General features: G+C 43.5%; 22 protein-coding genes. 16 read left to right on the forward strand and 6 right to left on the reverse strand.

What is annotated here, in order from left to right; genetic code table 11:
- Nucleotides 1–9 precede the first annotated feature (9 nt).
- The 5 genes from ACFPOF_RS18120 (at nt 10) to ACFPOF_RS18140 (ending at nt 5,882) form a co-directional block, all read left to right on the forward strand.
- Entirely contained in the window at nt 10–2,040 is a 2,031-nt protein-coding gene (locus ACFPOF_RS18120) for a TIR domain-containing protein (RefSeq protein ID WP_378135145.1), read from the forward strand.
- An 84-nt stretch (nt 2,041–2,124) separates the two neighbouring features.
- Nucleotides 2,125–3,768 (forward strand): nucleotide kinase domain-containing protein, encoded by a 1,644-nt coding sequence (locus tag ACFPOF_RS18125; RefSeq protein ID WP_378135147.1) that lies wholly within the window; start codon nt 2,125–2,127, stop codon nt 3,766–3,768.
- Nucleotides 3,765–4,799 carry a thymidylate synthase gene (locus ACFPOF_RS18130; RefSeq protein WP_378135149.1) on the forward strand — a complete coding sequence of 345 codons (1,035 nt, stop codon included), beginning with the start codon at nt 3,765–3,767 and terminating at the stop codon, nt 4,797–4,799. The genes ACFPOF_RS18125 and ACFPOF_RS18130 overlap by 4 nt, the downstream gene beginning before the upstream one ends.
- Nucleotides 4,780–5,247: a TIR domain-containing protein gene (locus ACFPOF_RS18135; protein WP_378135151.1), complete on the forward strand. Its 468-nt coding sequence runs from the start codon at nt 4,780–4,782 to the stop codon at nt 5,245–5,247. Before ACFPOF_RS18130 ends, ACFPOF_RS18135 begins: the two co-directional genes overlap by 20 nt.
- Nucleotides 5,241–5,882, forward strand: coding sequence for an Nmad2 family putative nucleotide modification protein (locus tag ACFPOF_RS18140; RefSeq protein WP_378135153.1), 642 nt, complete (start codon nt 5,241–5,243; stop codon nt 5,880–5,882). The genes ACFPOF_RS18135 and ACFPOF_RS18140 overlap by 7 nt, the downstream gene beginning before the upstream one ends.
- 152 nt (nt 5,883–6,034) lie before the next feature.
- Here the strand turns inward: ACFPOF_RS18140 and ACFPOF_RS18145 are convergent, their stop codons facing one another.
- The 3 genes from ACFPOF_RS18145 to ACFPOF_RS18155 all read right to left on the reverse strand — a co-directional run bounded on the left by ACFPOF_RS18145 (nt 6,035) and on the right by ACFPOF_RS18155 (nt 9,078).
- A complete protein-coding gene (locus tag ACFPOF_RS18145) occupies nt 6,035–6,766 on the reverse strand; it encodes a restriction endonuclease (RefSeq protein ID WP_378135155.1) in 732 nt (243 codons plus the stop codon).
- A 914-nt stretch (nt 6,767–7,680) separates the two neighbouring features.
- The gene (locus ACFPOF_RS18150; protein ID WP_378135157.1) at nt 7,681–8,433 is read right to left on the reverse strand and encodes a patatin-like phospholipase family protein; all 753 of its coding nucleotides are present in this window, start codon (nt 8,431–8,433) and stop codon (nt 7,681–7,683) included.
- A gap of 399 nt (nt 8,434–8,832) precedes the next feature.
- Nucleotides 8,833–9,078: a helix-turn-helix domain-containing protein gene (locus ACFPOF_RS18155; RefSeq protein ID WP_378135159.1), complete on the reverse strand. Its 246-nt coding sequence runs from the start codon at nt 9,076–9,078 to the stop codon at nt 8,833–8,835.
- Between the two features lie 160 nt (nt 9,079–9,238).
- On the opposite strand from ACFPOF_RS18155, the gene ACFPOF_RS18160 reads away from it, so the two are divergent.
- The 9 genes from ACFPOF_RS18160 (at nt 9,239) to ACFPOF_RS18200 (ending at nt 20,868) form a co-directional block, all read left to right on the forward strand.
- Nucleotides 9,239–9,421, forward strand: a complete 183-nt coding sequence (locus ACFPOF_RS18160; protein ID WP_378135161.1) for an aspartyl-phosphate phosphatase Spo0E family protein — start codon at nt 9,239–9,241, stop codon at nt 9,419–9,421.
- A gap of 57 nt (nt 9,422–9,478) precedes the next feature.
- Entirely contained in the window at nt 9,479–9,805 is a 327-nt protein-coding gene (locus ACFPOF_RS18165; protein WP_378135163.1) for a hypothetical protein, read from the forward strand.
- 90 nt (nt 9,806–9,895) lie between these two features.
- Nucleotides 9,896–12,100, forward strand: a complete 2,205-nt coding sequence (locus tag ACFPOF_RS18170) for an MrcB family domain-containing protein (protein ID WP_378135165.1) — start codon at nt 9,896–9,898, stop codon at nt 12,098–12,100.
- Nucleotides 12,072–14,501, forward strand: a complete 2,430-nt coding sequence (locus tag ACFPOF_RS18175) for a DUF2357 domain-containing protein (protein ID WP_378135167.1) — start codon at nt 12,072–12,074, stop codon at nt 14,499–14,501. Before ACFPOF_RS18170 ends, ACFPOF_RS18175 begins: the two co-directional genes overlap by 29 nt.
- A 2-nt stretch (nt 14,502–14,503) precedes the next feature.
- Nucleotides 14,504–15,295 (forward strand): hypothetical protein, encoded by a 792-nt coding sequence (locus tag ACFPOF_RS18180; protein ID WP_378135169.1) that lies wholly within the window; start codon nt 14,504–14,506, stop codon nt 15,293–15,295.
- Nucleotides 15,296–15,886: 591 nt separating this feature from the next.
- The gene (locus tag ACFPOF_RS18185; RefSeq protein ID WP_378135171.1) at nt 15,887–16,333 is read left to right on the forward strand and encodes a cation-transporting P-type ATPase; all 447 of its coding nucleotides are present in this window, start codon (nt 15,887–15,889) and stop codon (nt 16,331–16,333) included.
- Between the two features lie 17 nt (nt 16,334–16,350).
- Nucleotides 16,351–18,423 (forward strand): magnesium-translocating P-type ATPase, encoded by a 2,073-nt coding sequence (gene mgtA / locus ACFPOF_RS18190; RefSeq protein ID WP_378135173.1) that lies wholly within the window; start codon nt 16,351–16,353, stop codon nt 18,421–18,423.
- Nucleotides 18,424–18,498: 75 nt separating this feature from the next.
- On the forward strand, nt 18,499–19,068 hold the full coding sequence (locus ACFPOF_RS18195) for a DoxX family membrane protein (protein WP_378135175.1): 570 nt from the start codon (nt 18,499–18,501) through the stop codon (nt 19,066–19,068).
- Nucleotides 19,069–19,422: 354 nt separating this feature from the next.
- Nucleotides 19,423–20,868 (forward strand): alpha/beta hydrolase family protein, encoded by a 1,446-nt coding sequence (locus tag ACFPOF_RS18200; protein ID WP_378135177.1) that lies wholly within the window; start codon nt 19,423–19,425, stop codon nt 20,866–20,868.
- On the opposite strand, the gene ACFPOF_RS18205 is transcribed toward ACFPOF_RS18200, so the two are convergent.
- Nucleotides 20,852–21,961: a sensor histidine kinase gene (locus ACFPOF_RS18205; protein ID WP_378135179.1), complete on the reverse strand. Its 1,110-nt coding sequence runs from the start codon at nt 21,959–21,961 to the stop codon at nt 20,852–20,854. The genes ACFPOF_RS18200 and ACFPOF_RS18205 overlap by 17 nt on opposite strands.
- On the reverse strand, nt 21,951–22,637 hold the full coding sequence (locus ACFPOF_RS18210) for a response regulator transcription factor (protein ID WP_378135181.1): 687 nt from the start codon (nt 22,635–22,637) through the stop codon (nt 21,951–21,953). The genes ACFPOF_RS18205 and ACFPOF_RS18210 overlap by 11 nt, the downstream gene beginning before the upstream one ends.
- 333 nt (nt 22,638–22,970) lie before the next feature.
- Between ACFPOF_RS18210 and ACFPOF_RS18215 the strand changes: the two genes are divergently transcribed.
- Nucleotides 22,971–23,240 carry a DUF4190 domain-containing protein gene (locus tag ACFPOF_RS18215; RefSeq protein WP_378135183.1) on the forward strand — a complete coding sequence of 90 codons (270 nt, stop codon included), beginning with the start codon at nt 22,971–22,973 and terminating at the stop codon, nt 23,238–23,240.
- Between the two features lie 49 nt (nt 23,241–23,289).
- A complete protein-coding gene (locus ACFPOF_RS18220; RefSeq protein WP_378135185.1) occupies nt 23,290–23,883 on the forward strand; it encodes a hypothetical protein in 594 nt (197 codons plus the stop codon).
- A 176-nt stretch (nt 23,884–24,059) separates the two neighbouring features.
- Here the strand turns inward: ACFPOF_RS18220 and ACFPOF_RS18225 are convergent, their stop codons facing one another.
- Entirely contained in the window at nt 24,060–24,815 is a 756-nt protein-coding gene (locus ACFPOF_RS18225) for an SDR family NAD(P)-dependent oxidoreductase (RefSeq protein ID WP_378135187.1), read from the reverse strand.
- Nucleotides 24,816–25,011: the final 196 nt, after the last annotated feature.

Genomic DNA, 25,011 nt, shown 5'->3' on the forward strand with positions numbered 1-25,011 from the left:
GGGGTGTTAATGGCTAAATTTATTTCTCCCCTTTCTATTTACTTTGTTTGGTATCCATCAGATTCTGATAAAGTTAAACCTGTATTTGATTATTGTTTTGCTTTATTGTCTCGAGATGTAAATAAACCTTTTTCAAGGTCAATGAACCTTCCTATTTACTGCAGAACTAATACGCATAATGGTGTCCCGAAAGATGTCGAGGGGCTTTCTCAAAAAAACTTAGTATTTGTTTTTGTTAGTAGAGATTTAGTTGTCGATGCCTCATGGGTACCTTACATAAAAAATATGTCTCAACAAACTAATTTAACACTGATCCCCATTGCACTCGATACATTGGCGTTTAAGCATACTGTGTTTGAATACCAAAATTTTATTAGAGCGTATGAGTTTGATCCCAATTATTTAAATGAATTGTTCTTTATCGCAATTACTCATGAAATATATCGGTTTTCATTAAACGGAAAATTTCAAAAAATGGCTAATGGAAAGAATAATGCTTTAAAACTATTTTTAAGCCACACGAAGGATGGAGAAAATGGAGTCCTTTTGGCAAAGGCATTGAAAAGCTTCATTGATAATAGCTCTATGAGGAACTTTTTTGATGCCACAGATATAGCGCCTGGGTACAGGTTTGATCAAGAGATTATTCGACACATCCAACAATCAACGATTGTTGCAATTCATACTGACTCCTATTCATCTAGATATTGGTGTCAAAGAGAAATCATTAGCGCTAAAGATAACGACAGGCCCATAATTGCTGTTGACTCTCAGGAAGACTTTGAAGATCGCAGGTTTCCTTTTGCAACCAATATACCAGGAGTTCATATTAACCTTGATGCAGAGCCAACTCAACGAGATTTATTAAGAATATTAAGTGCTACCCTTTTGGAAACAGTACGTTATTTTTATGCCAATCTGCTATTGAAGGAATATAAATTGGCTGGGTTCATTGAGGATGGAGCTGAGATTCTATCACGCCCTCCAGAAGTATCTGACTTAGAGAAAATACTTTCTGTTAATGAAAGTGGAGAAATAATAAGCAAATATAAACAATTAGTTTATCCTGAGCCTCCTGTTTACTCAGAAGAAATCAATTTCTTAAGCAGGCTTGGAATTGAGTGTAAAACACCGTTGACATTGAGTTTCTGTTTTTTATCAAATAAAAATATCGGAATCTCAATATCAGATCTATCTATTGAAGATGTTACTGAAATTGGACAAACATCAGCTCATTTGGTCCAACTCTCACAGGATGTGGCCAGACACTTAATTTCTCGTGGAGCGGAGCTTAATTACGGAGGCGATCTTCGTGAAAATGGGTTTACAGAATTTATTTTTAACGAATCTCTTGCCTACCAGACGAGAGCGTTGACAAGCGAAATCCAACTAAATAATTACTTAGCTTGGCCTATATATAAAGCTGACACTGAGAAAGTGAAAGATTGGAAAGCAAATTATATTTCAATCGCCAGGATGATTGAGTTGGATCCAGCAGATGATGTTCTTAAATTTATTCCTAGCATTGATTCTTTCTTGCCTCCTTCAAATTCGCAGAACTTATATGTTTGGAGTCGGAATCTAACGGAAATGCGCAAAATACTAGCTGAAAAGTGTGATGTTAGGATTTGTGCTGGAGGCAGACTTACGGGATATAAAGGGGTCTTACCCGGGGTACTTGAAGAAATTCTACTTACGCATCAGATGAATCGACCAATTTATCTATTGGGTGGTTTCGGTGGTGTTACAGCGAGTGTTTGTCAAGCAATTCGAAGCCAATCAATACCAAATGAGCTTACAAAAGATTGGCAAGTTGAAAACAATGCAGGATACAAAGAATTGCTTGATCTCTATTGTGAAAGGAACCCAGATATCATTGATTATGATAAAATTGCGGGCTCCTTAGTAAATCTAAATTTAAACAACGGTTTGACAGAAGAAGATAATTTAGAACTTTTTAGTACTCCATTCATTGATGAAGCCCTGTATCTTGTCTTTAGAGGTCTTCAAAATTTGTCTTTAAATAATGGCAAAGTATAGTCGGGTTTGTGATTAAGGCATAAATGAATGATGATCCGATAAATGCGCTGAGTTAATAAGAACAGGAGTTAGGGTGGTGTTGAAATGTATGCTCCTCAGAGTGGAATGTTATTTGTGTTTGAAGGAGTAGATGGGGTCGGTAAAACGACAATTATTAGGGAAGTAGAGTTGGCATTAAGAGAATTAGGAATGTCTTGTTCTGCCTACAGCTACCCTGGAAAAACTGCTGGAACACTAGGAGCGCTTGTATATAACTTGCACCATAATCAAGAGAGTTATTTTTCTGAACCACCTGATCCTTTGAGCCTGCAGATGTTGCATGTTGCTGCCCACATTGACACCCTAAACAAAAATATTATACCGGATCTTGCCGAAGGAAAGATCGTTTTATTGGACAGATTCTGGTGGTCAACTTACGCATATGGTATTGCTAATGGTATTCTTAAAAGTAAAATAAAAGAAATAGTCACACCTGAAATAAATATTACAAACAAAATCCAAGCGATTCATTACTTTTATGTTCATAAGGATCATGGTTTCAGGGAGGATTACTTAAATAAAGTACTGTCAATATATGACCGCCTCTTTCTAAAAAATAACGATTCTGTTACTACTGTAAACAATAACGATACGCTTGAACAGGCAGTAAAAACCGTTTGTGACACTATCATGGCAAATCTAAAAGATAGAGAATCATCGAATCGAAATTCGAAATTAGTAAAAAAGGTTAGGGGCAAAAATTTAACAATTCATATCAAACGTCCTGAAATCAAAAAAACACCTATTTATGATGCATATTGGAGGTTTGCTGTTGAGAGACAAAATGTTTTTTTTAATCGATATTACGAAGTTACATCAGAATGGACAAGAGACCCTATATTGCAGAAATATAAATTTACAAATGCATATCGTGCGTCTGATAGAGTGAGCCAGTATTTAATAAAGGAGGTCATCTATAATGGCGAAACCTACTCAGTAGTCGATATGTTTTTTAGGATAATGTTGTTTAAGTTATTTAATAAAATTGAGACGTGGATCTATTTGAAAAAGGAGTTTGGGGATATTTCGTATAAGAACTACAATTTTGAAATGTACGACAAAGCACTAAATCAGATACTAAATAACAAGGAAGCTATTTATTCTGCAGCATATATTATGCCGTCAGGTCAAAGTTCATTTGGCTATACTCGTAAACATCAAAATAATTTGAAGCTACTTGAGAAAATGATTTCTGACCAACTGCCTCAAAAAATTCAAAGCTTTAAAAAAATGGACGATCTGTATAATGATTTATTGTCCTACCCGACAATCGGCAAATTTTTAGGTTTTCAGTATTGTATTGATATAAATTATAGTGAACTATGCAACTTCGACGAAAATTCTTTTGTTGTTGCAGGTCCCGGGGCAGTCAACGGAATCGAAAAATGCTTCCATAATGCCAGCGGTTTTTCAAATGAAGACTTAATAAAGTATATGCAGTATTCACAAGATCAAGAATTTGAAAGGCTCCAATTACATTTTAAAACATTATGGGGAAGACCATTGCAACTTATAGATTGTCAAAATCTTTTTTGTGAGATAGATAAATATTCGAGGGTAGCTTTTCCTTTATATGGTGATGGGAATCGAAAACGAATCAAGCAATTGTTCATACCCAAAGGAGGGATCGAACTCTTCTATCCTCCTAAATGGAATATAAATGAGAGAATTATGAAGGGGATGCCATGAACAATTATTTTTCTGGCGAGACTGCAAATGATGTCTGGAATCAAGCTCATGCTGAGCTAAATAATAATAGCTCCACTCTTGTTGCTGGTCGTACTGGTGATACTTATGAGCTACTGCATGCAGTTTTTTCAATTTCGAATCCACGTGAAAGGTGGGTAACACATCGGCTTCCTCCGATAAGTATTGCTTTTGCTCTTGCAGAGGTAGTATGGATTATGGCTTCTAGTAATGACGCTGCAGTTATCAACTTCTGGAATCCGCCGCTACAGAGATATTCAGGAACTGGAGAAACGTATCATGGAGCGTACGGATACAGGATTAGAAAAAGATTCGGAAGGGATCAGTTTATAGATGCTTACAACACATTGTCTCATAATAGTCAATCCAGACAAGCTGTGATCATGATCTGGAATCCTGAGGATGATCAACCTAATCAATTTGGAGTTCCGGTTTCATCAGATATACCGTGCAATATTTGTTCAATGCTCAAGATAAGAAATTCGAGTCTTGAATGGACTCAAATTTTACGAAGCAATGACATCTTTTTAGGCGTTCCTTATAATTTTGTGCAATTCACAATGCTACAAGAAATCATGGCAGGATGGTTAAACGTCGGTCTCGGCACCTACACTCATTTTAGTGACAGCTTACACTTATATCTACGAGATTCTGGGAGATTGTCTTCTTCCCAGATAAGCAGTCCCCCAAATTCTGATAATTTAATGGCAGACAAAGAAACTTGTTCAAAAATTCTGGAATGGATTTATGAAAATATGATGATCTTGTCAAGTGGAAAAAATGATGAGAACACAATATTGGAGAAAGCTTTTTTGAAATCAGGGAAAAAGGCATATGATAATATTATGCTTATTCTCGCAGCCTATGCCGCAAAAAGAGCCGGATATGATAGTCTAAAGGGTCATTTAATCGAAAATTGCGAAAACCATCTCTATAAGCATTTGTGGAGAAATTGGGAAGTACAAAATAGTGAAAATCGAGGAGATGTACACCATGAAACAGAAGAGCATTAATGTATTTATCTCACACTATGGAGGGGATGAAAAACACATACCAAAGGTAAAAGGTTTGATAGAAAGCAAAGGCTATACTGTCAGGGATAGTTCCGTTGTAGAAACCGAACCTAACAATGCTAAAAATACAGAGTACATCAAGTCGTTACTCAGAGCAAAAATGGATTGGGCAGGAACGGTTATTGTTCTGATTGGTCCTCAAACACATGAACGTGATTGGGTAAACTGGGAAATTGACTACGCAAATAGAAATGATAAACGAATTGTAGGGGTCTTTTTGCCAGGGGCTACTGATGCCGATTTACCGGAGAGTTTTGAAGATTACGGTGATGCTTGTGTTGAATGGGATTCTGATCAATTAATATCTGCCATTGAGGGGGAAAATATTTGGCATGACAGCACAGGAAATAACCGTCCAGTAGATGGGACAGGACGGGTAACATGTTAAATAACAAAGGAACGCTATATTCGTATGTTCTTACGAGGGACTATGGTTTTGCTCCGAATCCATTTGGAGGGTATTGTACGTTAGCTACTTGTAAACCGGAGATAAGAAAGAATGCTTCGGTGGGTGATTGGGTTATTGGAACAGGTTCCAATAACCAGAAAGTAAAAATGGGAAATAAATTACTTTATGCCATGCAAGTAACAGAAATCTTAGGTTTTGAAGAATATTGGAATGATCAAAGATTTCAGTACAAAAAACCGATTATGAACGGCAGCAAGAAGCAAAAATACGGTGATAATATTTATCGGTTTGACCAACAAGAGCAGAAGTTCTTTCAAATTGATTCGCATCATAGTCTTCCGAATGGTCAAGTAAATCTGATGAACTTGGAGAGAGACACCAAAGGTAAAAAAGTTCTTATTTCCACGTTATTTTGGTATTTTGGAGAGGAAGCTCCACAAATGCCTGTTGAGCTATCTGAGGAATTTGTAAAAAAGGGAGTTGGACATAAAAAAATAAAAAATGAATTAAGAATGAATGATTTTATAGAGTGGATATCTACATTTGAATCGGGATACATTGCAAGACCGTGGCTCTTTAAAAAAGAGTTTGAAAGGTATGATGGGAGAACATAACAATAGAACCTCTTTAATACGCCGAATGATTTGTCCGATAACCTAATCTCTGCTGGCATAATCCCCCATAGCTTGCTGCGAGGAAATTGATTTAAGTTGATATTTTGCTGAAGACACATGAATAATTGGACTTATCTTTAAGAGTGATTATTTTACAAATATATTCTCAGTGTTCGTTCGTATTTCTCTGTTTTCTGTGGTTTTATACTTAATTCTTCTAAAACATCAAGTGCCATATAAAGTTCTTGGTTTATAACATTTAAGTATTGTTCTATGTCACAATAAAGCTCAGATATTTGTATATCGTTAATTATTACGACATCTTTTGATAACTCAGATTTAGATACCATTATAGATTGACTAATAAAGAAAGATATGCTGTGACATATTCTTTTATAGAGTTTAAACTCGTCGTCTGTTAGCTTTTCACTTTCATATGTGTAACCATCAGTAAAACTCATAAGTCGTGCTGTCATTTTTTTTATTTTGGCTAATCGGTTATCAATCCATCTGTCCTTAATAATATCCAAAAAACTACTCCAAGTTTCAAGACGGATGTTTGAATATCTAGCTGCCTCAATAGCTCCGGATTGGTAACCATTTTTTGAAATAATAATACCTAATTCAGCACCACTATCATGAACGACTGTTCTAAATGCATGAATTTTCTCTTTAGTGACGCGAGTTTTCCAATGTTTGCACTCACAAACTATGCGTTTAACTAATTCATTTGGGGCCTCGATAAAGACATCGACTTCAACTTTTCCTCTCGCTGTATCAATTTCATATGGAGTAATGGCTTGATAACCAGCCTCATTTAAATATTTTGAGATTTGATCTTGGAGATCTCGCCAAGTTTCTGGGGATTGTTGTGTAAATTTCATGCTAACTTCTCCTTAGGCTACAACGCCACATAGTAACATATTTATAATTAAAATAAAAAAACCAGTTATTGTAAATAAAATAATTGTTATTTGATCGCTCATGCAATTATCGAGTTGAATTAAGATGTTTTCGGTAGTGAACTCGCCTCACGTGGGAGAGCGCTTCACTGGCAGCGAAGAGGCCAGCGGTTCGATCCCCCTAATCTCCACTAAACCTAATGAATTGACGGCTGTGATGCCGTTTTTTTGTTTTAAAAATTTTCTACGCAGTTCAAGTAATCAATCCGATGGCTATTCTGATTGCTAAAAGTGTCATCAGTACAGTGATTGGCGCAAATAACAATTTTTCAGCAGAAACACCTGAAGCAAAATTTCCTATTGTATTCAGAAAAAAATATCCAAACATGATCCATACGCCGGCCTGAATCGTTTTGAGGCGGAAGGAAAAGAAGCGGAAGTTGTAGAAGATATGCACATTGGCCGCGTACTGACAGACATGGAACGGTAACGAGGGACGGCAGGGTAACCTGCCGTTTTGTTGCAACGGGGATGATTGGCGTTAGAACGCTCCTATTCGTGACAGGCCTGACGCACAAACGCTCACGTAATTGATGGTGATTTCTCCACCGACAAATTACGTGAGCGCTGACATCGAATACAATCAGTTGTCCTTGTTAGGCAATGCGGTCAACCATTGCTGCCGCCATCTGGTCGCCGGTAAATTGCTTCCCCTGGAGAACTCCAAATTCGTCATCAAGTTCAGACTACGGCGCCCAGAGTTGGTGTCAATCACTTGAAAACAAGCTGAGCTTCTTCCCTGTTCATTAACAGATAACCTCACTTTCAATAATGACAAACTCTGCCTCTCCTGATCCTTCATCGTACGTCAAGAGAGTCGCTATGCTTGCTATTATTCAAACGCGTAACGAATGTCGCCGTCGTGATAGAAATTTGTCTGAAGTGTGGGAGAAAAACTTCACATAGTTGAACAAACCTGGAACCGCAGAAGAGGCTGCAACTGCATCTCTTAAGTAAATATGGTTGCTGTCATATGAGAGTGTGCCTTTTGAATCGTGTATAATTTCGGATTCATACTGTCCCATATCGTACTGAGAAAAATACCAAGGCCCCCCATTTTCAAGAAGTGTAGCATTGATGATTAACTTAGGAAGGCCACTTACTTGAAGTTCTGACATTGTATACTTTAATTTGTAAAAGTATTTTTCATATAACCGAGCCAATAATTTTTCTCTTTGTTGAAAAACAGCTCGGAGTTCATTAACAGGATGGAGAAATAGTTTTTCTCTTATTTTTTTTGATACCCCTATTGTAAAATCTTCTTCAAGTTCCTTTATGATATCTACGTAATCTTTATGAGTAAGTTGTTTCTTTTCTAGCAGTTTACTTCTTAATTTGATGAAATAAAGCCCACCAATAATAGAACCGCCAGAAACAGTCGAAATTATGGATATATCTTTTAAAATGTTTTTCTCAGCTAGATTCGCCAATACGCCTAAATGAAAAAAAGAGGCTCTATAACCTCCACCTGACAATGCAAGACCTATTCGTTTACAAGCGATTTTTTTTGTTAATTCTCGTTCTTTTGCATTTTCATTATTCGAGTATAAATTAAATACTTTTTTCTCTTCTGCATTTATTAAAGGCAACTTGAAACCTCCTTAAACCCCGAACCCTTCCAAGCATGAAAATGAAATTAGTTTTATCAATAGCCTTTGAGTTGGAAAATGCCATTGGCGCGGAAGTGATTTACATCCCCCATAAACTTACAAGATTCTACATAAACATTAAAAATCCTTCATAGGCTAGTTATATGTTGAAGGGGGGGTGACGAGGCGAAGATGGTTATTGCGTTACTATCCGATCCATTCTGAGAACTCCATCACTTTTCGACAGCCGGGGCTTTGACCAATTCGACTGTCGCTCTCGGAGAAGGAACGTACAATAAAAGTAAGTGCCCGTACAAGAAAGACAGATCTCAATTTTCAAAAATGGCTGCCCTTTTTAGCTTGCCGCAGCAGAATTCCGCGACTTCCCGGAAATCATTTCTATATTTCACCTAACAGTTCACCTACGGAGACGTCTAGTGCTTTGGCAATTGCAACGACTTCATAATCCTGTACAAGCCGATATTGACCTTCGAGTCTGGACAGGCTGGTGGGACTGATATCCAAACCGAATGTTTGGAGTCTGGCGAGAAATTCCTTTTGTTTCATTCTTTTTGCTTTTCGAAGTGCGACAATCCGAGTGCCAATAATGTTTTTATCGCCTGGCGGCTCCTTTCGGTGCTTCATTTCTTGTCACCTCACATTTTATATAAATAGTATGTGAGGATGTTGTTGATTTAATGCGATAATCGCATTAAAATGAAATAAACCGATATATGCATTAAAAAAATGTATGAATGCATCAGGCACAATCAGAAGAGCTCGGGAAGGGAAGCGGGGCCAACTGATGAAAGAACTGCTACGTAAATACGAGGAAGAGAAGCAGAAGCTGAATGAGCTTGGTCATCAATCGTTGGAGCAGGGAATTGCTCTTGGAGAGAATGAAGCCGTACAGGCTCTGAGTCGGAAGGTGGATGAGTTGCTTATTCGATTTTATCGTCATAAATCCGCAGTAAGGAACCAGGGGTAACATTAGAAATTCATGAGCAATGACCCACTAATAGAATATGAGAAGGGAGATCAGACAATGGGATTCCCGCCCTGGTTTCAAAGAGCCATACAGGAGAGAATGGATTGTGTCGCAGCCCGCATAGTTCGTCATCCTGAAATTCGTAAATTGCGTGAAGAAGAAGACAAAGCGTTTCAAAAGCTGTTTTCTAATATGGATATTGTGAGGTTGCCCGAGTTTTCGGAATGGGAGGATAGGCATCACCATAAACATGCCTTGGAGAACGAGTATCTGTATTTGCAGGGTATAAAGGATGGTGTACATCTTGCAGGCACGTTGTTCAACATCCCGGATGACGATGAAGCAGAGAGGGATCTATACCCTGCTGTACCTGATACCGATTAGGAATATACATGGCAGGAATCGATTACCACTTTGGCGAATGATTAGGAAAGTTGTTGAATTCCTTATCAATTGCCAAGGTGGTTTATTTATATGTCTTTGCCTAATGCCCTGTCCGGGATCTTCACTCATAAACAGAAGTCGTACAAAATGGTGCTCGTTCTCGCTCTCCTCAGTGAAATGGATGCTGCGGGAGAGCGTATGGTCTTTCTTCAAAGCTTAAAAACACGGTTTCAAGCCTTTCTGCAGGACCGAGAATCCAGTGGAGAGCCGGTTGATCCACCAGTCAATGGTAAGGCCAGTTGGTCGGATGTAACTCTTAGTCAGATCACTCAGGTGATACAGACGCCGATCACAGTTCTACAGGAAATTCTTGAGCAAGATCCTCAAGAACAAACGATCGGGTTCAAGAAGCAATTGTATGAAACTTGGGACCAAGACGTCCTGATCGAGTTACATGATTACGCGATGCAAGAGCTGGAGCAGTACTACAGCAACCGGCCCAGTTCATCGACCTTTTCACTCAGAGATACGTTGCATCACATTATGAAGAACTACTTACAAGCCAAAATGGAGCCCTTTGGGAAAAATGCTTTTGGCGACTTCGTACGTCGACAAGTTCCTGCAGGTATCAAAAGTCTGCCCTTTATTCACGAGAATCTGAAGATTCAAGCGTCTGTCGGGCAGGGTGTGTGGGCAACGATCCCATGGATAGCCATTTTGGATCGCCGAATTGGGGAGTCGACACAGCGCGGCGAGTACATTGTGTACCTTTTTGCAGAGGATATGCAGTCGGTTTATCTTACACTTGCACAGGGAGTAACGGAAGCGAATAAGAATGGGCGGGTTGAAGGTCACAAGTATTTACGTCGTAAAGCTCAAGAGCTTAGAGCCATGCTCCCACTGGAAGGTCTAAATAAAGACGAGGAAATTCACCTTACCTCCGGCGGCTTGGGACGTGATTATCAAGTATCCACGGTTGCGTACTACAAATACGATCGTGATCAGTTGCCTGACGAAGGGCAGCTAATAAGCGATTTACATAATCTTGTGAACAATTACGAGCAATATGTCGATGCCGTCTTAAACCCCAATGAACAGGAGCAACCGCCTGTGGCTGATCTTACCGTGAGCGAGCGGCTTGCCGCGATTAATGCCTATATTCGCCGTAAAGGCTTTACCTATCCGGAGCATCTGATTGAGAACTTCTACTTGTCGCTCAAATCTAAGCCGTTCGTCATTTTGGCTGGCGTGTCTGGAACAGGTAAAACCAAGCTGATCAAGCTATTCGCGGAGGCTCTGGGAGCGACCAGCGAGAATAAACAATTTACGCTTATTCCGGTACGGCCAGACTGGAGCGATCCATCGGATCTGCTTGGATACAAGGACTTGTCACACCAGTTCCGACCTGGGCCGCTTACTGAAGTGCTGACTGAAGCGAGTCGACCGGCCAATCGCCATAAGCCTTATTTTATCTGCTTAGATGAGATGAACTTGGCGAGAGTGGAGCATTATTTCAGCGATATGTTAAGCATCTTGGAAACACAGCAATGGCGGGAAACACAGATTGTGACAGACCTGTTGATTCGGGAAGCCGGGCTTGTTAGTCAAGAAGATAAAATGCGGTACGGAAATCTGTATTTGCCGGAAAATGTGTATCTCATCGGAACAGTGAATATGGACGAAACGACGCATCCGTTCAGCAAGAAGGTGTTGGATCGGGCGAACACGCTTGAGTTCAACTATATTCGTCTCGATCAGCTTCCGGAACTACGCGATGCCTCCTCTACTAGAACGACAACGCCACCCGTCCCTGCGCCGAACGCTTTTCTGCGCGCGGATTATCTTCAACTGATTGAAGTATATGATGCTGAGTCGCCGTTCAAGGGACTTATCGAAGAGACGACGGCAAAGCTGGTAGAGGTCAACAACATTCTGGAATCGATCCATTCGCATGTCGGGTTCCGGATTCGGGACGCTGTCTGCTTTTATCTTATCTATAATGAGCAATCGAATCTGCTTCCTAAGGATGCGGCATTCGATCTTCAGCTTCTGCAGAAAATACTGCCAAGAGTTCAAGGAAGTCATGATTCAATTAGACGTGTTCTCCTGCGGCTCTTGGAAATTACGCTAGGCAGAAAACTGCCGATTAACGAATGGATCGAAGACGCCTCCGAGCTATGGAAGGATGTCGACAAGACTGTGGAGTCAGCTAAATACAAGCAAAGCGCGAGAAAAATCATCTTCATGCTGCGGAGGTTAGATGAGGATGGATTCACTTCGTACTGGCTCTCTTAATCGTCCGGTCGAGCTGCTCAGAATCGAGACGAATCGGTTCAATTTATATTTGCAAGGGAAGCCGTTTCATCCAACAGTGGAGACGCTGCGGCTTCATCGCAAGGAAGACTCGACATGGGCGGATGCCCGTCTTCATTACCAGGGGCTCTCGTCTAGTTTAGAGATGATATCTACAAAGCTGTTCTCGCCTGAAGAGCAGAAGCTTGTCCCGTGGCAGCTTGGCGATACGTGTCTTCCCTTATTCTATGAGACGCAATCGTATGAGTTAATCGTAGAAATGGAGCCGGATACGCCGATTACTTTTTACCATGATAACGTTCATCTGCGTGATTCCGTTCTGCCCAAGGGGAGTCGACTGCTGTCCGGGGTGCTCAATTTTCAGAATGAGGTGGGTTTTACGGAGCTTGAGCTTCGTCTTCATGGGGCGCCTCTGTTCCGGCTGCAGTTGGAGATTTTCCCATCCAAAATGGATTATAAGCAGGATTATCAAGCCATTCTTCAGGATGTCAATGACCAGGTCTACAATCTATCCTTCGATTTTATGCGCAAAACTTTTCACCTGACGGGATTGAAGGAGACTCGGAACCAGAGCTTAACTGAGTTTTTTGCGATTTTGCAGCATGTGTTTCAGCAGCTCGTACAGACCGTGGACCGGATGCAGAGCACGCCGCACCACCGGCTGAGCATGGAAAATCGGCTCGTCGAATCGGCGCGGGTCAAGAAGGCTGGCCGTGAAAATGTCACATTTCTAGCCAAACGCCCGCATCTGCTAGCCCCGGATAGCAGGCATGGACTGCTTCAAATCGATGGAAGGGGCTACACGCCAACACACGTGCTGGAGACAAAAAGGTATGTGGATTATGATACGCCGGAGAATCGTTTTGTTCGGTGGGTGCTTGTGCGGGTGCAGACGAAATTGCGGAATCTGAAGCTGCAACTGGGGAAAAAGGAACGGTCGCCGGACCCGTATCTGCTGAAAAAGCTAGCGCGAATGCAAACGGAGATCCAGCGTCTGCTGAAGCTGGACTTTCTGCAGGTGGGGGATATGCGGCAGATGACGATCTCGCTTGTGCTGCAGATGGCGCCGGGGTATCGGGATGTGTACAAGTTTTATTTGATGCTGATGAAGGGGCTGGCGATCCAGAACGATCTCTTCCGCTTATCCATGAAAGATCTTGCCCAGTTGTACGAATATTGGTGCTTCCTCAAAATCCATGAGCTGCTGAGCCGTAAATATGAACTGGTTAAACAGGATGTCATTAAGCTGAACCGAGGCGGACTGTTCGTGAAGCTGGAGCGGGGGAATGCCTCGAAAATGGTGTATCGTCATCCGCAGAATGGCGAAGAGTTCGTGCTGTACTATAATGCGTTGCCATCCGGAGATGGTAGCCGGACGATCGGTCAGCAGCCGGACAACGTACTGACGTTGAAGAAACGGGACTCGGCGGTGGAGTACAAATATATTTTCGATGCGAAGTACCGGATCAATCCCGCTTATGAGGGGACACCTTATCGGGAGAAATATAAGATACCCGGCCCGCAGGAAGAGGATATTAACACGATGCACCGGTATCGGGATGCGATTGTGGTCGGTTCGGGGGCAGACGGTAAGGAATTGGAGCGCAGTATGTTCGGAGCGTATGTGCTGTTTCCTTATGCGGATGAGGAGAAGTATCGGGAACATCATTTTTACAAAAGTATTGAGCTTGTGAATGTGGGGGCGTTCCCGTTCTTACCGAATTCGACGTCGCTGCTGGAGGCGTTTCTTGACGAGATTATTCTGGACAGTCCGGAAAAAGCATACGAACGTTCTACGCGACCTCGGGGAACACAAGAGTATTATACGGACAAGCTGGCCGGGCGGACTGTATTGGTTGGGGCACTCAGCCATGAGGATCAGTTCCGCGACTTGAAGCGTTATGGGTTCTATCATGTTCCTCTGCAGCATTTTACGAACCATGGGACGTTGTCGCAGTTGGAATATGTGGCGATCTATCAATCGATTAAGCGATTTGGCCGAGATCAGGCTGGGATTGCATTCTATGGTCGGGTGAAAACGTGGCAAGTGCTGCCGCGGCGCGAGATTACCGAAATTCCGTCACGACGTGGGGCGACCAATGAACTGTATGTGAAGCTTACGGTCGAGGAATGGGTGGAGCGGGATGAGCGGATTGTACCAGGCGGACATGGCGTGAAAAACATTCTGCTGACATCGAAATACATATTTGATCGCGCGACAGAGGTGGCGGAGCTGCGACTGGAAACGGAAGATCAGTTGCGTGACTGGCGGGAGAAACGACGACAGGGGAAGATCAGCGTGAAGTGGGATGACTATCATCTGGACCGGGCGACGCGGCTCGAAAGGCTGGAGTTAGGCGACGAAGGTGGGGGAGAGGCATAACGATGTGGACGGAAATCGCGGCGTTTTTGAAGGCAAATACGACCGAAACGCTCCTTATTTCGATTATCGGCACGATACTGGTCTGGATGTACAAGCAATTCAAGGGCATGATTGATCGCAGGCAGCAGAATGAGTTGGCAACCATACAGTTAAAGCAAAGTCTCTTCACAAAGCTTGAATTAAGCATTGCGAGCGTGTTTCATCTGGATAATGAATCGAGCAAGCAGCAATTGTATGCGTTGTTGGGTGACTGCGGTTCTTATATGACAAGCGCGCAGCGTGCGATCGTTCGGGATTATTACAAGCAATTTAATCCGATGCTGCTTCATTCCTTACAAGCTTTGACTGTGAATGAGGTGGACAAGCTTGGTCGGCAACTGGATAAAATGAGGGAAAACGAAGATAACAGCGAGTGGTTGAGCTATATTCAGAGGCTGTATGCTCCGATCTGGCCGATGCTATTATTTGCGATCGTTACAATGTATATCGTATTTATTTTCTCTGCCGTAAAGCAGGGGGCTACTTTGTGGATTCAGATTTGCATTTTTCTTCTGTGTGTGACGTTTTTCCTCTCTGCTACGCTACTCATCAGCATGATCATTTTCCTTGTCAAGCGAGATTTGGGCAAACAAGGAGTCAAACGTTGGTTCGTTGTTGCTTTGATTATCGTTGCGCCTAATCTAGCTTTCATTGTCAATCGAGTAGATATGTCCGTTATTGTGTTCGTGATCCAAATCATAGGATTCGTCATGATGTCACGCTTCAAGCGGCCTGCGGAAATTGTTATGGCGTAGTAGGCACATGTTGACCTATACGACGACGAACCGGAAAGGTTACCGCGAGTATAAATCAAATCCCAAAATATGTGTGGAAGCGGGACATCATTCGGAGATGTATAAGCGAAAATAGAGCATAACCAGTGAAAGCCTGTGGTCTAATTCCCCACGGGCTTTTTTGGGTTAGGCACTGCTAACGTTTAGTGTTGATTTTTCTGCTAAGCTAACTGGAAGTTTAGTTAAAGATGGAAATGGAGTATTTATGGAAGAATATTGTAATAAGAGGATGTTTAGGAAGGGATTTGCCGTTGAGTAACGAGGGGACTTCAATTTTGATTTCGTCTAAGAGAAAGCGTTTCCATTGGTAAATATTATAATGCAACTTCACAGAATTATAACTTGCCCATACTCCCTTACGGCTGACAAAAGCCAGGACCAATCAGAGTGAGAACAAGCAGCTTGTCAGCCAAAAAACCAAACGAATATTCAGGTTTACTCAATAGAGGATTTATTGGTCTTCTTCCCGAATAGTAAGTTCACAACGACTGGCCAGAGCAAAATGCTTGCGGATACAGAAAAGCCGGAAGTTTCGTAAAGGAGAAATTTGTCATGGATAATAACTTGAAATCGTTTTGGAGTTTACCAACTGAAGAAGTAATGGAGCGACTGGAGACAACCTCAGAAGGGTTGACTCAAAACGAAGCCGAGCAGAGATTTATTCGATTTCGTTCGGATATGCTCAAGCCTCGAAAGAGGATGGAGACCCTACTGTTGCTGCTCTCTCAAATAAAAAGTCCGATCATTCTGATTCTTCTTTTTGCCGCAGGCTTATCGTTTTTTTTACGCGATTCCATTGATGCGTTTATAATTCTCAGTATCATCCTGATTAGTACATTCCTTGGATTCATGCAAGAGCGGGGGGCCGCAAATGCAGTAAAAAAACTGCTGGCGATTGTTCAAATTAAGGCGTCCGTACTACGAGACGGGAATTCATGTGAAGTCCCCATCACAAGTCTTGTACCCGGAGACGTGATCCTGCTGCATGCGGGGATGTGATAGCGGGCGATTGTTACGTGTTGGAATCGAAGGATTTGTTTCTGAACGAGGCAGCATTGACGGGAGAAACTTACCCGGTCGAGAAGACGCCCTCTGTCCTTGAAAGCGATACTCCATTAGCCCAAAGGACGAACACGCTGTATATGGGGACTAGCGTCATTAGCGGGAGCGCGAGGGCCGTTATTGTCCACACGGGAAATAAAACCGAGTTCGGGAAAGTATCGGATCGGTTGAAGCTTAGGCAATCGGAAACGGAATTTGAATACGGCGTTCGAAGATTCGGATATTTGTTGATGGAAGTCACTCTAATGCTCGTTCTTTCGATTTTTGTCATCAATTTATTTCTGGATCGGCCGGTGCTGGACTCCTTCTTATTTTCATTGGCGCTTGCCGTCGGGTTAACTCCGCAGTTGCTGCCGGCTATTATTAGCATCAATCTGTCCCACGGCGCAAAGCAAATGGCACGCAACAATGTAATCGTAAAACGGCTAGCTTCAATTGAAAACTTCGGCAGCATGAATGTGCTTTGCTCTGACAAAACCGGAACATTGACGGAAGGAATCGTACGCATTCATTCCGCAGTCGACGTAAACGGCGTCCCAAGCGAGAAAGTGCAGCTTAATGCTTATCTAAATGCAAGTTTTGAAACAGGGTATACCAATCCAATTGACGAGGCGATCTTATCGGATCGGCCATTCGATGTTAGCGGTTATACAAAATGGGATGAGATTCCGTATGATTTTACCCGAAAGCGCCTAAGCATTCTTGTTTCCGAAGGGAACGAGCATCGAATTGTGACAAAAGGAGCCTTGCAACAAATATTGGATGTTTGTTCGTTTGTAGAAACGGGGGATGGGCAAGTTGCCGACCTAATCTTGCACAAAGATCAAATTCAACGGCAATTTGAAGACTTTAGCAGGCAAGGGCTCCGCACACTGGGAATCGCGGTGAGAAACATCGGTTCGCAATCGTCCATGAAGATTGACGATGAAGCGAATATGACATTTCTCGGGTTTCTGCTCTTTAACGATCCACCGAAGACGGGTGTCGCCGACACGATCATGAATTTAAGAAGACTCGGCATCTCGCTTAAAATCATCACCGGGGATAATCATCTTATTGCGGCCAATATTAGCCGGCAAATCGGATTGGATCAACCGAAAATCATGCTTGGAAAAGAACTTCATGCGATGAGCGACGAAGCATTAATGCAGCAAGTGAATCAAATCGATATTTTTTCCGAAGTCGAACCGAATCAGAAAGAGCGAATTTTATTAGCGGCCAAGAAAGCAGGAAATGTCGTTGGATATATCGGGGATGGGATTAATGACGCCTCCGCTCTGCATGCTGCAGATGTCGGGATTTCCGTAGACAGCGCTGTCGATGTCGCCAAAGAAGCGGCGGATATCGTATTGCTCGGCAAAGATTTGGATGTCCTTGTTCGCGGCGTTCAGGAGGGGCGGAAGACGTTTGCCAATACGTTGAAGTATGTTTTTATGGCAACAAGCGCGAACTTCGGAAATATGTTCAGCATGGCGGGCGCCTCGCTCTTCCTCCCATTCCTGCCTTTGCTACCGAAACAAATTTTGTTGACCAATCTGCTGACGGATTTCCCGGAAATGACGATCGCTTCCGACAATGTCGATCCGGAAATGGTTGATAAGCCGCGGCGCTGGGATATGAAATTCATTCGACAATTTATGATTACGTTTGGTATTGTCAGTTCCCTTTTTGATTTTGTGACATTCGGGGTATTACGATTTATGCTGCATGCGTCGCCTGAGCAATTTCGGACAGGCTGGTTTCTGGAATCAGTAGTTTCCGCTTCACTAATCGTGTTGGTGATTCGAACGCAAAGGTCTGTATTCAAGAGCAAGCCCGGAAAACACCTGGTTATCGCAACTCTTTTGATCATCGGCCTCACACTGTTGCTTCCTTTCACCCCTTTGGGGCCGCTTTTTGGATTCAAACCGCTTTCTCCCGCAATATTTATCGCCGTCGGGCTGATCGTACTTCTCTATATGGCAACGGCGGAGTTGGTTAAAAAGTTGTTCTATAAAAGGATTAATAAAAGTATCGGAATATTCTGAATCAACCGTGGAAATTCGATACGGATTCAGGTAAGCTATTTTCAAGTGGGAAAAATTTTCCGGGAGGAGATTGGGATGACAATAAAAGAGGAATTGAAGGGAAAAAACATTCTGATTCCCGAAAATCCGGTATCAAATTTCTTCTTCAACAATACGAGATCGGGTCTGCTGTGGTTGATCGTTCGGCTTTACCTAGGGTACGCGTGGCTCAATGCCGGGTATCACAAGATCACGAGTGACAAATGGGTGGGAAGCGACGCCGGAGCGGGGCTAACGGGCTTCATCAAGGGAGCGCTCGGCAAAGCGGCGGACGGTAAAGACGTCACCGGCTGGTATGCTTCATTTTTGGAAAATATGGTGCTTCCACATGCCAAGGTGTTCTCCTATATGGTGGCGTTCGGAGAGACTCTCGTTGGCCTAGGCCTAATACTGGGCTTGCTTACCGGCATCGCCGCCTTTTTCGGCGCCTTCATGAATGCGTGCTTCCTATTCGCCGGAACCCTCAGCACGAACCCGCTGCTGTTCATTTTGGCGACCTGGATCGTACTGGCCTGGAAAGTGGCCGGATGGTACGGGTTAGACCGGTGGGTGCTTCCGTTCCTCGGGACGCCGTGGAATCACCCTAACCGCTCGAAAAGCGGCTGATCGGTCGGAGACTGAACTCGCAGACCTTGCCGCAACAGAATATCCGGGATTGCTAAACGCAAGAACCTCCAATTCACGAAAGAGTGAATTGGAGGTTCTTGCGTTTAGTGGTGGACAATTTTCTCCAGCGGTGGTTAAGTGACGTATCGAAATCTGTTCGATTTAGATAAACAAGTACTGTTTAATAGGTCTCTTCTTCCGAACGATAACTTTACGGTCTTTCACTCTAAGAACGCTTTGTGCCTCCCAAGAATGACCCGCTTTCTTCATAAAAAACTTAGAATTTCCCATGCTTCGTTTTCATTATTTTTTGGTAAGTTGGAACTAGTTGAATTGAAGCGAGGGAAGATGGACATGAGGTTATTGGAAGCAGTCTTGATTGTGGTGAACTTTGGTCTGTTTTACTGGGCGGTATTCGCGAATAGGAAAGGCGGTCGGGGGTCTTTCATCCCTATAGGGATCGCCTTCGGGCTGGTTATTGTGCAGGTTGTCGCGGAAGGCGGACGGTGGGAGATGATTCCGGCCTATTTGACACCGCTTCTACTGGCGGTTTATTTCTTTATCGGCAAGCGGAAAGAGGCAGGAAGACGCAGGGTCGTGGTCACTGTTCAAGCGGTATTATTGACCGTATACCTGGCTGTCTCGGTCGCAGCACCTGCACTATTTCCTGTATTTTCATTCGCGAAACCGACAGGGCAGTACGCGGTCGGAACGGCGGTGTATCACTGGGTAGATGAACAACGGCAGGAACCTTACTCGGACAACCCTGCCGACCGGCGCGAGTTGATGGCGCAAATATGGTATCCGGCCGCCGAAGGAGGCGGGGAAAAGCGGAGCCCGTATTTGCTGAATGCATCGAAAATGACGGCTGCCATTTCTTCGAATATGATGGATCTTCCGGCTTTTGTGTTGAGCCACCTGGGGCTCGTCAAAACGCATTCTTTACTGGATGCCAAACTTTCTGATACGGAGAGCCGTTACCCGGTATTGATTTTTTCCCACGGGATGCTTGGGTATCGCGATCAAAATATGTTCCAGATGGAGGAGCTTGCAAGCCACGGCTACATCGTTGTTGGCATTGATTATGCCTTTGAAGCCGCTGCCTCCGTGTATCCTAACGGCAGGGTAGCCCTCAGCAAAATCAGTCGTACCCTGACTTCCAATGCCCAGTACGCTGAACATATACCGCTGTGGACCGCTGATGCGACTTTCGTGCTCGATCAAGTAGAGAAGCTAAACCGGAACGATGAGACTGGCCGTTTTACCGGGAAAATCGATCTCGATCGGATTGGCATGCTCGGACATTCGTTCGGGGGAGCCGTTACGTTGCAAATGCTAAAGAATGATCCGCGTGTGAAAGCGGCACTGAGCATGGACGGCGGGATCTATGGTCCTCCGGTTTCCGAGAAAGGCTTAGGGAAACCATTCTTGATGATGTTCTCTGACGAAATATACAGTATGGTGATGACCTCTTACGATGACGTCGCTAAAAAGATGGGCGGAGTAAGTCGCGAAGCGTTCGAAGCTCCTAGGAAAGAATACAAATTAAAAATTCGCAATGCTTTGGCGGGCGGAGGTTTGTCGATCCTGATTCCGGGTTCTAAGCATGCAAGCTACTCCGATCTTGCGTTATTTTCTCCGCTGCTAGGTTTGGGCGGCGCAGATCCGCGGCGGGATCACCGCATCGTGAACGAATTCAGCGTTGCCTTCTTCGATCGGTACCTCAAAGGAAAGGACAATTCCGCGCTGCAAGATTTGGCTGCCAAATACCCGGAAGTGAATTTCAAGGTGAATAATTAGGTTGGGGCAGTTCAAGGATGAAAGCATAATGTCCCGATGAATGGACCAGGCTTAAGGTGCCGCCATGCCGTTCGACGATTCTCCTGGCAATGGATAAACCCAATCCTGAACCGACTTGAACGGCTTGGGCCGCTCGCGAATGATCGGCTTTATAAAATCGTTCGAATATTAGCTCCTCCTGTTCTTTGGAGATCGGTGTTCCATCGTTCTCGATTCTGACGGTAACAAAAGAGACGCTTTCCTCCATGGACACGCGAACGACTCCGGGTTTCACCGAGAACTTCAGCGCATTCATCAGAAGGTTGTCGATGGCCCTCCTGATTTTCCCAGGGTCCATCGGTATCGGCATAGCCTTGAACGCCATTGACGTCTCCACGACGACGCCGAGTTCTTCGGCGAAAGGTTGAAATTCGGCCAGGATTTGCGTAAACAGTTCCCGCATGTCGAATTGGCCCGTTTCAAGCTCGGCGTCGCTGGTCGTGAGACGAGTGTACTCGAACAGGTCGTCAATGAGGTTTTTCAGTTGCAACGCTTTGTTGTACGTCATGTTCACGAAACGATCCCGCTGCTGCTCATCGCGATACACTTTTTTCATCAGCAGCTCCAGATATCCGATGATGCTCGTCAAGGGAGTTCGTAGATCGTGGGATACGCCCGTAATCAAGTCCATTTTGGACTTTTCGATTTGGCGTTCCTTCTCGATCTGGCGTTCCAGTTTCTCGGCCATCGCGTTAATGTTCTCCGCAACCTTGCCTAGCTCGTCTTGCCGTGAGAGAGGAACGCGATAGCTCAGATTTCCTCCGGCGATATCATCAAGTCCCTCTGCCAAACGCAACAAATATCGTACAATGCGCCTGGTCATCAGGGTAAAGCTTATAATAAACAGCACGAGAAACGAAACGACGGACAAAATATCATGGAGAAGGATGGGAAAAAAGGAGGAGCGACTTGTCGTAAGCAGACCGCCGAACAAATAATCGTTGATGAAGGACGATGCGTTGATCGCAAGGATGAGGCTCAGGATAAACGACCATAACATGCGTACGCGTACACTGCGTTTTCCGGAGATCACGGGAAAGAGTTTATTTTTCAATTTTGTATCCCACTCCCCAGACTGTCTTGACGTACCGAGGCTCTCTGGGGTTTTCTTCGATTTTCTCCCGGAGGTTTCGTACATGAACCACAACCGTATTTTCCGAGAAGTGGGTCGTTTCGTTCCAAACCCGCTCGTAAATTTTATCCGCGCTGAACACGTATCCTCGATGGCTTGCCATGAGTTCAAGTATGGAAAATTCAATAGGCGTCAGGAATACTTCCCTTTCCTTTATCGTTACCTGGTGCCGAGCCTTGTCTATGATTAGGTCGCCAACAGCGATGACTTCTTCTTGATCCATGACGGAATAGCTTTGCCGCCGCAGCTGTGCCTTGACCCGGGCCATCAATTCCAGAAGACTGAACGGCTTGGTCACGTAGTCATCCGCCCCGGTAGTTAGCCCGGTTATTTTATCAATTTCTTCTTCCTTGGCGGACAGCATGATAATAGGAATGTTTGAGGTTTCCCTGATTTTAAGGCATGCCTTGATCCCATCCATGTGGGGCATCATCACATCAAGAATGATCAATTGGACTCGCGATGTATTAACGATCTCGAATGCCTGCATACCATTTGTCGCTTCAAGCACATGATATCCTTCATTGCACAAGAAAATATGGATAATGTCTCTGATTTCGGGGTCATCATCCACGACCAAGACGGTGATCTTATTCATCTGCAGCCTCCTGGTTCCTAACGCATCTTCGGTCTCCAAGCTACTCTCAGTGTAAGTAAAATAAATTAAGATCTAGTGAAGGAAAAAATAAAGAAAATATGAAGAGGTCCTAAGCGGGACATATTTCGGAGAAGTATTGGCGAAAAATTGAGCATAACCAGTGAAAGCCTGTGGTCAAATTTCCGAATTTCCCACGGGCTTTTTTGGGTTAGGCACTGCTAACGTTTAGTGTTGATTTTTCCGCTAAGCTAACTGGAAGTTTAGTTAAAGAAGGAATCGGAGTCTTTATGGAAGAATATTGTATTAAGAGAATGTTTAGGAAGGGGTTTGCCTTTGAGAAACGAGGGGATATTAGAGAAAAAAGTTTTAAATAGAAAAGCTGTCACTTCTTTGGTTTTAGGGGTTCTATCAATTGTTTTATTTTTTATTTATGTTGGATTTATTTTAGGTGTTATTGGTTTAATAATTGGTATTGTAGCTCTAAAAGAGATAAAGCTTAACGAACAAAGTGGAAGAAGAACAACAATCACAGGAATCGTTTGTAGTTGTTTAGGAATTATTATGCCAATTATTTTGATGACAATTCTGTATGTAAATAGATAGTGATTGTGAATTCGGGATTGAATAATTAATTGGTAAAAGTATTGAGCTGGTGAATGTGGGGGCGTTCCCGTTCTTACCGAATTCGACGTCGCTGCTGGAAGCCTTTCAGGACGAGATCATTCTGGACAGTCCGGAAAAAGCATACGAACGTTCGACGCGACCACGGGGAACACAAAAGTATTATACGGACAAGCTGGCCGGGCGTGCTGTATTGGTTGGGGCACTCAGCCATGAGGATCAATTCCGCGACTTGAAGCGTTATGGGTTCTATCATGTTCCTCTGCAGCATTTTACGAACCATGGGACGTTGTCGCAGTTGGAATATGTGGCGATCTATCAATCGATTAAGCGATTTGGTCGAGATCAGGCTGGTATTACACTGTATGGTCGGGTGAAAACATGGGAAGTGCTGCCGCGGCACGAGATTACCGAAATTCTGTCACGACGTGGGGCAACAAATGAACTGTATGTGAAGCTTACGGTCGAGGAATGGGTGGAGCGGGAGAAGCAGATTGTGCCAGGCGGACATGGTGTGAAAAACATTCTGCTGACATCGAAAATGCTGAATAAAGCGATTCGTTATGATCGAAAGTGGCGGAATTCAAAGCGGGAATATTCACTTAAACCAAAACACAATCTCTAATTACATCTTCATTCTTGCGGTCGTGTTCTTTCGTTCCCTGCTGATTCACAAGATGCCTAAAAAGACAATTGATAGGCGATCCCGAGAATGTCGCGAAATGAGGGGGTGTCCCATAAGTCATGCTGATGACGAAGGGCCCCCCCCCCCTTTTTATCCGGGCTAAACGGCAGCCTTTCTTAAAGCAAATGTCCGCCAGACACTTCAATGTCTTGGGCTGTAACCCAGCCGAAATCATCGGACAATATGCTCACAATGACCTTCGCAATATCTTCGGGTTGGCCGATTCTGCCAAATACAGATTGCTCAGCTAGCGGCTTAATGAATTCAGGATGTTTATCGAATACTCCGTCGCCAAAATTGCTGTGCGTAGGACCGGGCGAAACTGCGTTGACCCGAATTTGTCGAGGTGCAAGTTCTTTGGCAATGTAGCGAGTCCAAGTTGAGAAAGCTGCTTTTAACGAGCCATAGACGGAGTAGCCTGGGAATGATTGGTTCTTGGATGAGCTCGTGGTATTTACAATAGCTCCAGCATCCTCCATGAATCCGACAAGTTGTTGTGTTAAAAAAATCGGTCCTTTGAAGTTCGTATTAAGAATTTTGTCGAAGTATTCTTCGCTCATCTCATTGAACATCATTGGCCCACCGACACCGCCATTATTAACCAAGTAATCAAAAGTCGTTCTGTTCCATATGTCTTGGAGGCTCTTTTTCATTTCTAGAACAAAACCTTCGAATGTTGATGCTCGTGTCAGATCCAGCTTCAGTGCGAATGCCCGAACGCCTTTATTCTTCTCAATTTCCTTAACGACAGCTTCTGCCCGGTCCTTATAGGAATTGTAGGTGAGAATGACGCTAATTCCACGTTTGCCAAGCTCTAGCGCCGTCGCTTTTCCAATGCCATTACTTCCGCCTGTTACAATCGCAATTTTCATAAGATCCTCCTTAATGATGTGTTCGATCTGGATTTAATTTTAGTCGCATCTGTTGAAACAATATAGATCTAATAATGCCGATTGATTGCCTAAAAACACCACTTCACTTTTTGGGTAACCTGGATTATCCTTTATATTTGTCAAATGAAGAGCCTAAAAATGCCGAAGTATTTCAGAGTTGTGTTGAGGGATAAGA

The sequence above is a fragment of the Cohnella soli genome (genome assembly GCF_042655525.1).
Lineage (GTDB): Bacteria > Bacillota > Bacilli > Paenibacillales > Paenibacillaceae > Cohnella > Cohnella soli.